Source organism: Mycolicibacter sinensis, from assembly GCF_001673565.1.
Lineage (GTDB): Bacteria > Actinomycetota > Actinomycetes > Mycobacteriales > Mycobacteriaceae > Mycobacterium > Mycobacterium sinense_C.
Window position 1 is genome coordinate 112,018 of sequence record NZ_LZMF01000032.1, and the last position, 6,000, is coordinate 118,017.

The window sequence follows — 6,000 nt, forward strand, 5'->3', positions numbered from 1 at the left end:
GCCCGGATCGGAGGATGGCCGTGAACAAGGACGACATGATTCTGGTCAGCGTCGATGACCACACCGTTGAGCCGCCGGACATGTTCGCCAACCACCTTCCGCGCAAGTACCTCGATGATGCGCCGCGGCTGGTGCACAACGCCGACGGCTCCGACACCTGGCAGTTCCGCGACGTGGTGATCCCCAACGTCGCGCTCAATGCCGTCGCGGGGCGTCCCAAGGAGGAGTACGGCCTAGAGCCCCAAGGCCTGGATGAGATTCGCCCCGGTTGCTACAACGTCGACGAGCGGGTCAAGGACATGAACGCCGGTGGCATCCTGGGCTCGATCTGTTTTCCGTCGTTCCCCGGCTTCGCCGGCCGGCTGTTCGCCACCGACGACCCGGACTTCTCGTTGGCGCTGGTGCGGGCCTACAACGACTGGCACATCGACGAATGGTGCGGGGCGTATCCCGCGCGCTTTATCCCGATGGCGCTGCCGGTGATCTGGGACGCCGAGAAGTGTGCCGAGGAGGTGCGGCGGGTGTCCAAGAAGGGCGTGCACGCGCTGACCTTCAGCGAGAACCCGGCGGCGATGGGATACCCGAGCTTCCACGATGAATACTGGAACCCGTTGTGGCGGGCGCTGTGTGACACCAACACCGTGCTCAATGTGCACATCGGGTCGTCGGGAAAGCTGGCCATCACCGCACCCGATGCGCCGATGGACGTGATGATCACCCTGCAGCCGATGAACATCGTCCAGGCGGCAGCCGACCTGCTGTGGTCCCGGCCGATCAAGGAATACCCGGATCTCAAGATCGCCCTGTCCGAGGGCGGCACCGGGTGGATTCCGTACTTCCTGGAGCGGGTGGACCGCACCTACGAGATGCATTCGGTCTGGACCGGTCAGGATTTCGGCGGCAAGGTTCCGTCGGAAGTCTTCCGCGAACACTTTTTGACCTGCTTCATCTCCGACCCGGTCGGGGTCAAGCTCCGCCACGAGATCGGCATCGACAACATCGCCTGGGAGGCCGACTACCCGCACAGCGATTCGATGTGGCCGGGCGCGCCCGAGGAGCTGTGGAACGTGTTGTCGGCCAACAACGCCACCGATGCCGAGATCCACAAGATGACTCACGAGAACGCCATGCGCTGGTACTCGTTCGACCCCTTCGCCCACATCGCCCGCGATCAGGCCACCGTGGGCGCGCTGCGCAAGGCCGCCGAGGGGCACGACGTTCAGATTCGCGCGCTCAGCCAGCACAAGCACGGCGATCGCCAGGCGAATGCGTTGATGGACGCCGCGCGGTCCAACAGCTGAGCAGGGCCGACGTTGACGGGCACCCGCCCGTGTGAAAGTCTGTTGACCACAGACGAGAATCACATTCTCGGATATGAGAGTGTTGCTTGGAGGGAGTGCAGCCGGCTCGTGATGGATCCAGACACGATTGACTTCTTTCAGGACGCCGCGGTGGTGGCCGATCCCTACCCGTACCTGCGCGCACTGCGGGAGCGCTCGCCGGTCACCCGGGAGCCGCACCACAACGTGATGATGGTGACCGGTTGGGACGAGGCCTGCGCGGTGGCCGGCAACGCCGAGGTGTTCTCCTCGTGCATCGCGGTGACCGGCCCGTTCCCCGGCTTCCCGGTGCCACTCGACGGCGACCTGGGCGGTGCGACGGTGTCCGGTCTGATCGACAAGCACCGCGACGAACTGCCGTTCAGCGACCAGCTGCCGACGCTGGACCCGCCGACGCACACCAACCATCGGGCGTTGCTGATGCGGCTGCTCACTCCCAAGCGCCTCAAGGAGAACGAGGACGCCATGTGGGAGCTCGCCGATGCGGTACTCGACGAATTCCTCGCGCCCGGTGCCGGTGAGTTCATCGGCGGCTTCGCGGCGCCGTTCACCCTGCTGGTCATCGCCGACCTGCTGGGCGTCCCCGACGAGGACCGGGACGAGTTCGTCAAGAACATGCATCACAACGTCGGCGGCGGGATCGGCAGCACCGATGCCAAAGCGCTGGCGCACAGTCCGCTGGAGTTCCTCTACGCCACCTTCGCCGACTACATCGCTGATCGCCGCCGCACGCCGCGCGAGGACGTACTCACCGGCATGGCCGAGGCGACCTTCCCCGACGGCTCCGTCCCGGACCCGATGGATGTGGCCCGGGTGGCCGCCAACGTCTATTCGGCCGGCCAGGAGACCACGGTGCGCCTGCTCGGCTCCGCGCTCCGGATCATCGGGGAGCAGCCCGACATTCAGCAGCGGCTGCGCGACGACCGCAGCCTGATCCCGAACTTCATCGAAGAGGTGCTGCGCTTCGAAAGCCCGGTCAAGGGCGATTTCCGGCTCTCCCGGGTCGACACGGAGATCGGCGGAGTCGAGATCCCCGCCGGCACAACGCTGATGGTGATCAGCGCCGGCGCGAACCGGGATCCGCGCCGCTTCGCCGACCCCGACACCTTCGATCCCGCCCGCACCAACGCCCGCCAGCACATCACCTTCGGACGCGGCATCCACAGCTGCCCCGGCTCGCCGCTGGCCCGGGCCGAAACCCGGATCGCGATCGAGCGTCTGCTGGATCGCACCGCCGAGATCAGCATCTCCGAAGAGCGGCACGGCCCGCCCGACGCACGGCGGTTCAGCTACATTCCGACCTACATCCTGCGTGGTCTGATCGATCTGAACCTGGAGTTCACGCCCGCCGCAAAGGCCGCACGATGAAGGCCTGGGTCGACCCGGACCGCTGTGCCGGGCACGGTATCTGCACCACGATCTGCCCCGAGGTGTTCGCCATCAACGACGACGGCTATTCGGAGGTCACCGTCGATGAGGTGCCGGCGCAGTTCGAGAACGCGGTTCGCGACGCCATCAAGCAATGCCCCGAACACGCCATCGACGATGTCACCGATTCGCAAGAGGAGAACTGATGTCCAACGGGCCCAAGGGATATGTCATTCTGACCGAGGCCATCAACGACCCGTCGGGCATGGTCGCCTACGGTAAGGCCGCCCAGCCGACGATGGCCTCCGGTGGCGCGACGATCCTGGCCGTCGAGACCCAGCCCGAGGTGGTGGAGGGCGACTGGCACGGCAACCAGACCGTGGTCTTGGAGTTCGAATCGGTGGAAGCCGCCCGGGCCTGGTATCACTCCGAGGGCTACCAGCAGGCCGCGAAGCTGCGGCAGGCCGCCGCGGACTGCAACGCGGTCATCCTCTCCGGGTTCCCGGCGCGCTAGAGGGCCTAGTCGTCTTCCTCGACGATCGACAGTGCCTGCCGGGGACATCTCCGGACCGCTTCGAGGACATCGCGTTCGGTCTCCGGCGTGATGTCCGGCTTGAGGATGTGCAGGGTGTCCTCGTCATCAAGATCGAACACCTCGGGGTTGATGCCCATGCAGACCGCATTGGCTTCGCACAACCCGTAGTCGACGACAACCTTTCGGGTGCTCATTCGCCGCGTCCCTACCGGACCACGCGTACCGGGACGTTGAGCCAGCCCGAGACGTTCTGCATGTGCACGCGCTGCAGCCCGTCCCAATCCACTTCGTAGCGGGGCATGAAGTCCAGCAGCTTCTCCAGCGCGATCGCGCTCTCCATCCGGGCTAGGGCCGCGCCGAGGCAGCTGTGGATGCCATACCCCAGACCGAGGTGCTGTGCCTCGGTGTGGTCCCGGTCGATGTCGAAGGTGTCGGCGTCGCTGAACGCCTCGGGGTCCCGGTTGGCCGCGGCGTTGAGCAGGAACACCGGCTTGCACGCCGGGATGATGCCGCCGCTGACCTGTGCCTCTTTGAGGGTGTACCGCACGTTGTATTGCACCGGGCCCTCGTAGCGCAGCAGTTCCTCCACGGCCGCTGGAACCTTGCTGCGGTCCTCAAGCAGCTTTTGCCACTGCTCCGGGTGGCGGGCGAATGTCACCGCGGCGGTGCCGATCAGCTTGGTGACGGTCTCGGCGCCGGCGCCGCCCAGTAGCGTTGCGAAGGCGGTGATCTCGATGTCATCCAGCCGGCGCATCTGGCCGTCCTCGCCAGGGATCTCGGCGGCGATCAGCCTGCTGAGCATGTCGTCCTGCGGGTCGGCGCGCCGCTCCTGCACCAAGCCGTAGTAGTACACCGCGGTCTCCATGTTGGCCTGCATGCCCTCGGCGCTGGTCTCGATCTGCCCGGGCTCGCGGTGCAAAGAGGTGTCAATCCAGTGCCGCACTTGCTGGCGGTACTCGTCGGGAACGCCGACCATCCGGGTGATCACTTCCACCGGGAACGGCCCGGAGAATTCCTGCACCACATCGAAGCGGTCCGGGTCCGCGGCACCGAGGAATCGCTCGACCTGCTCGATGATGGTCTCGCGCTGCGCTTGGATGGCCCGGGGGGTGAACGCCTTGTTGAGCAGGCTGCGCAGGTGCCGGTGCTCGGGCGGGTCCATGAAGATGATGGATTTCTGCGGCGGTTCACCGGCCCGCACCATCGCCAGGTCACAGCCGCGCGACGACGAGTAGGTCTCGAAGTCCTTGAGCGCCCCGGCCACATCCTCGTGACGGCTCAGCGCGTAGAAGTCCTCCTTCTCGTCGTAGTAGAGCGGAGCCTCGACGCGCATTCGCCGGTAGATGTCGAAGGGGTCGTTGAAATACTCTTCAGAGAACGGGTCGAAGACGAGCTTCGGCTTGGTCATTGAATCCTCCTCAGCGGCAAGAAGCGGCTGGAAAAAACGCCGTGACCGGCCGTCAGACCGTAGGCCCAACTGTAAGACATACGGGTAGCTACCGGAAGGGTATTCGCCAAAGTCGCGCGATCATCGCGGGTGATCCATCAGTGACAGCGCGGCGTCGGCGGCGTCGAGAACCGCACCGGGAGCTGCCGCCGCCTGCTGCGCCAAATCGGCCACCAGCCGCACGTCCTTGCGCAACAGCGCCCCGGCCATTCCGGCGAGACGATCCAGGGTGCCGCCGGAACCCCGGATGCTGTTGAGCGCAAAGCTGTTCGAACTCCCGCGGCACACCACCTCGGCGAGTCGGCCGGCCGACACCCCGAGCTGTTCGCCCAGCGCCAGAGCGGTGGCGGCGGTGCCGAGATTCGCGGTGAACAACAGGTTGTTGAGCAACTTGGTTACTTGCCCCGATCCGATCCCACCGAGGTGCACGACGGGGTCGGCGTAGGTGTCGAACACCGGCCGGCACTTCTGCACCACGTCCTCGTCCCCGCCGACCATCACCAGTAGCGTTCCGGCTTCGGCGGCCGGCCCACCACCGCTGACCGGTGCGTCGATCACCGAAACGCCGTGATCGGCACAGTGTTCGGCCAACCGGCGACAGGTGTCGGGGTGCACCGTGCTGTGAATCGCGATGATCCCGCCGGGCTGCAATCCGGCCAGCACGCCGTTCTCGCCGCGGACCACTTCGTTGACGTCGGCGTCGCCGACCACACACAGGCAGACCAGATCGCTGGCCCGGCCCAGCTCGGCCGGGGTGTCGGCGACGTCGGCCGCGGTGTCGGCGAAGGGTTCGAGGGACTCGGGCCGACGGGCCCACAGCGTCGTGGCATAGCCGCCCTCGACGATGCGTCGCGCCATCGGCGCGCCCTGACTGCCCAGTCCAATGAAACCGACGCGCATCAGCTGACCTCCGAATCCTGTTCGGCGCCGGCGGTTGCGGCGCACTCCTCGACGAATGCCAGCACCGACTCGTGGTAGCGCTGCGCACCGAAACCGACGCTGAGATTGTGCCCGGACCCGGGCTCGTCGTTGCTGGTGAAGCGCGGTGTGGCGGTGAAGATGTCGCGGATCTCGCGTTGCGCGGCCGGGTCGGCAGCCCAGATCTTCTCGTGTTCGGCGAAGGTAAAGCGCACCGGGACGCGCACCCGGCCGGCCAGCGACGGGAAGGCGCTGCGCGGCCAAGCGGCCACCATGGCGGCCTCGTAGTTTGCGCCCGGAGAGGCGTGGATGATTCCGCGCAGCACCTCGTCGGGATACAACGATGCCGGCTCCCAGAGCAGTTCGCGCAGGCCGACCGGTCGCTGGCCGGG

At 66.5% G+C, this 6,000-nt stretch carries 7 protein-coding genes and 1 pseudogene; 4 read left to right on the plus strand and 4 right to left on the minus strand.

The annotated features are described in order from the left end of the window. Positions 1–20: 20 nt before the first annotated feature. The 4 genes from A5648_RS05405 (at position 21) to A5648_RS05420 (ending at position 3,222) form a co-directional block, all read left to right on the plus strand. Entirely contained in the window at positions 21–1,301 is a 1,281-nt protein-coding gene (locus A5648_RS05405) for an amidohydrolase family protein (protein WP_065023565.1), read from the plus strand. 111 nt (positions 1,302–1,412) lie between these two features. After that, complete coding sequence (locus tag A5648_RS05410) at positions 1,413–2,708, plus strand: cytochrome P450 (protein ID WP_065023551.1); 1,296 nt, start codon at positions 1,413–1,415, stop codon at positions 2,706–2,708. Continuing rightward, entirely contained in the window at positions 2,705–2,914 is a 210-nt protein-coding gene (locus A5648_RS05415) for a ferredoxin (protein ID WP_065023552.1), read from the plus strand. Before A5648_RS05410 ends, A5648_RS05415 begins: the two co-directional genes overlap by 4 nt. Then, positions 2,914–3,222: a DUF1330 domain-containing protein gene (locus A5648_RS05420; protein WP_064854326.1), complete on the plus strand. Its 309-nt coding sequence runs from the start codon at positions 2,914–2,916 to the stop codon at positions 3,220–3,222. Before A5648_RS05415 ends, A5648_RS05420 begins: the two co-directional genes overlap by 1 nt. A gap of 5 nt (positions 3,223–3,227) precedes the next feature. Here the strand turns inward: A5648_RS05420 and A5648_RS05425 are convergent, their stop codons facing one another. The 4 genes and pseudogenes from A5648_RS05425 to A5648_RS05440 all read right to left on the minus strand — a co-directional run. Continuing rightward, the gene (locus A5648_RS05425; RefSeq protein WP_065023553.1) at positions 3,228–3,437 is read right to left on the minus strand and encodes a ferredoxin; all 210 of its coding nucleotides are present in this window, start codon (positions 3,435–3,437) and stop codon (positions 3,228–3,230) included. An 11-nt stretch (positions 3,438–3,448) separates the two neighbouring features. Next, positions 3,449–4,651 (minus strand): cytochrome P450, encoded by a 1,203-nt coding sequence (locus A5648_RS05430; RefSeq protein ID WP_065023554.1) that lies wholly within the window; start codon positions 4,649–4,651, stop codon positions 3,449–3,451. A 120-nt stretch (positions 4,652–4,771) separates the two neighbouring features. Next, positions 4,772–5,590 (minus strand): NAD(P)-dependent oxidoreductase, encoded by an 819-nt coding sequence (locus A5648_RS05435; RefSeq protein WP_065023555.1) that lies wholly within the window; start codon positions 5,588–5,590, stop codon positions 4,772–4,774. Continuing rightward, positions 5,590–6,000 (minus strand): annotated as a pseudogene (locus A5648_RS05440) (alpha/beta hydrolase); the annotation flags it as partial. The pseudogene A5648_RS05440 and the gene A5648_RS05435, both read right to left, overlap by 1 nt.

Bases quoted from the DNA above. Each gene is read 5' to 3' on its own strand.
- A5648_RS05410 (WP_065023551.1), top strand. From the start codon at position 1,413: ATGGATCCAGACACGATTGACTTCTTTCAGGACGCCGCGGTGGTGGCC.
- A5648_RS05415 (WP_065023552.1), top strand. From the start codon at position 2,705: ATGAAGGCCTGGGTCGACCCGGACCGCTGTGCCGGGCACGGTATCTGC.
- A5648_RS05420 (WP_064854326.1), top strand. From the start codon at position 2,914: ATGTCCAACGGGCCCAAGGGATATGTCATTCTGACCGAGGCCATCAAC.
- A5648_RS05425 (WP_065023553.1), bottom strand. From the start codon at position 3,437: ATGAGCACCCGAAAGGTTGTCGTCGACTACGGGTTGTGCGAAGCCAAT.
- A5648_RS05430 (WP_065023554.1), bottom strand. From the start codon at position 4,651: ATGACCAAGCCGAAGCTCGTCTTCGACCCGTTCTCTGAAGAGTATTTC.
- A5648_RS05435 (WP_065023555.1), bottom strand. From the start codon at position 5,590: ATGCGCGTCGGTTTCATTGGACTGGGCAGTCAGGGCGCGCCGATGGCG.